The 2,100-nt window shown below is 35.1% G+C and carries 2 protein-coding genes and 1 pseudogene; all 3 read right to left on the reverse strand.

The genetic code is table 11. The features are described from left to right. The coding region (locus ACKI2W_RS07630) for a formylmethanofuran dehydrogenase subunit B (protein WP_407380830.1) at window positions 1-935 on the reverse strand (935 nt) is incomplete at its 3' end. A 9-nt stretch (window positions 936-944) separates the two neighbouring features. After that, window positions 945-1,757, reverse strand: a complete 813-nt coding sequence (locus ACKI2W_RS07635; protein ID WP_407380832.1) for a formylmethanofuran dehydrogenase subunit C — start codon at window positions 1,755-1,757, stop codon at window positions 945-947. Window positions 1,758-1,773: 16 nt separating this feature from the next. Continuing rightward, window positions 1,774-2,100 (reverse strand): annotated as a pseudogene (locus tag ACKI2W_RS07640) (formylmethanofuran dehydrogenase subunit A); the annotation flags it as partial.

Genomic DNA, 2,100 nt, shown 5'->3' on the forward strand with positions numbered 1-2,100 from the left:
AAATCAACACAGTAAGGGTAACCACTTTCCCAAGTACATACTTGGTTGAAACCAGTTACGTTATAATGTCCTCTCATTGGAATAAGAGTAAATTTAGTAAATTTATTCAATTCCATGGTTAAAGAAATAGCGGTATCCACATTTCTGTGTTTTCCTCTACTGTGGGTAATACCCATACCGAAGAAAACGCAACCAAATTGGGCATTTTTGAGAATTTCAGCTGTTTCATAGATTAATTCACTAGGAATACCAGCAACTTCATCATATAACAATTCTTTATCATTTAAAACTGTACGAATAGCATCAGCCAATTCATAATCTTTATCATAATCTAATTGTAAATGAATATCAGCTATTTTTGATGAATCTGATTTTCTAGGATCGATTACAATGACAGTTCTGTCATTTTTACCTCTTTCTCTGAAAAATCCTCTGGAAAATACGTATCTGGACATGTGTCTTGGGTGTGCATGCATTGGGTTGCAACCCCAGTAGATAACAACATCAGCTCTGTTTTTAACTTCACCCATAGTACAGATTGGGTATCCTGCATCTTGTAAACCTAATACAGAAGGACCATGACAAACAGAAGCGGTGTTATCAACAATAGAACGAGTTGCTTCAGCCAATTCAACACCAACTGATTGCGCATCACAATCAGTACAACTGAATCCGTAAATTAATGGTCTTTTTGAATTAACTAAAATATTTGCAGCTGCATCAACTGCTTCATCAATGCTTACTTCAGTTAATTCGCCGCTTTTTCTGATCATAGGTTTGGTGTATCTTTCAGCCTCTTCATCATGAATAAATTTACTGTGACCAATCCTACATGCATTCATGGTTCCTACAACTTCACCATCTTCTACTTTACAAACAATATCATCACATAATGTCCCGCAAAATGGACATACTACATTAGTTACATATTCCATAATATCACCTTAAGGTAAAATATGACGATTGTTTACAACAGATGCATATATTGCTCCATCTGCACCTCTGTTACAATTGTCCCCTCTGAATTTATAATAAGCACCTTTGAAAGATGTTCCATCAATTTCCATATCTTTTACTATTCCAAGATATTCGAAACCTGCTAAAAATTCATTAATGGTACCTTCTACAACAATATTACCATACTTCATAGCTCCTCCGGTCCTTGCAACAACATCTCCTTCAATTACAAGTAAACCACCATGCATACGAATACCAGGCATAATGTTTGCATTACCTTTAATAATGATTTTACCACTTAACATGAATTCTGCAATTTCATTTCCTACATTACCATAGACGGTTAAAACACCACCGTCCATACCTCTCCAATCACCTCTGTATGCAGATCCGATGTAGTCTCCTGCATCTCCTTTGATTGTGAGTTCTCCACCTTTCATGTTTTGGCCTGCCCATGGACCGGCATTACCTTCAACAGTAATTTTTCCGCCAGTCATTTCAGCTCCAACATACATGTTTACATTACCATTGACAATGATTTCACCATCAGTCATTCCTTGACCAATCCTTTTAGTATTATAAACATCACCATCAATTATAATTGTAGTATCGGCAGCAGAAACCCCTGATTTACCGGAAACTTCGAAGAAATCAGAAAGAGGTACTTCAGTATTACCATACCAAATAATGATTTTTTCAATTTCCTCTAAGGATTTGCCTGCAAATTCATCAGGAGTAATAGTATTAGCTTCAATAGGAACTTCTGGTTGTTCTTTAGGTATTAATATGATTTCACTCATTTTTTAACCTCCTTAATTAATCATTCATTACTCCTTCAATTGGGGTTGAATGAGGTAAATAATTATCTTGTACTGGATAATTATCAAAGTTTACAGAGTAATATTGTTTAAACATGCTTTCAACATCTTGAAGAACTTCTTTTTCTAATTCAGAATCGTAGTTAGAATTAATCCAGTAAGTTCTACCATGTACTTTAGGTGCAACAACATCACCGTCTTTAATTACTAAATTACCATCTTTGTATACAGCAGTTGCTTTTCCAAATGCGTTTTCAATGATTTCAGGACTTTGTGATGGGTCCACATCATCAACATTAATATCATAAATGGCAATATCAGCATC

The sequence above is a fragment of the Methanobrevibacter sp. genome, from assembly GCF_045603845.1.
In the GTDB taxonomy this organism is placed as follows: domain Archaea; phylum Methanobacteriota; class Methanobacteria; order Methanobacteriales; family Methanobacteriaceae; genus Methanocatella.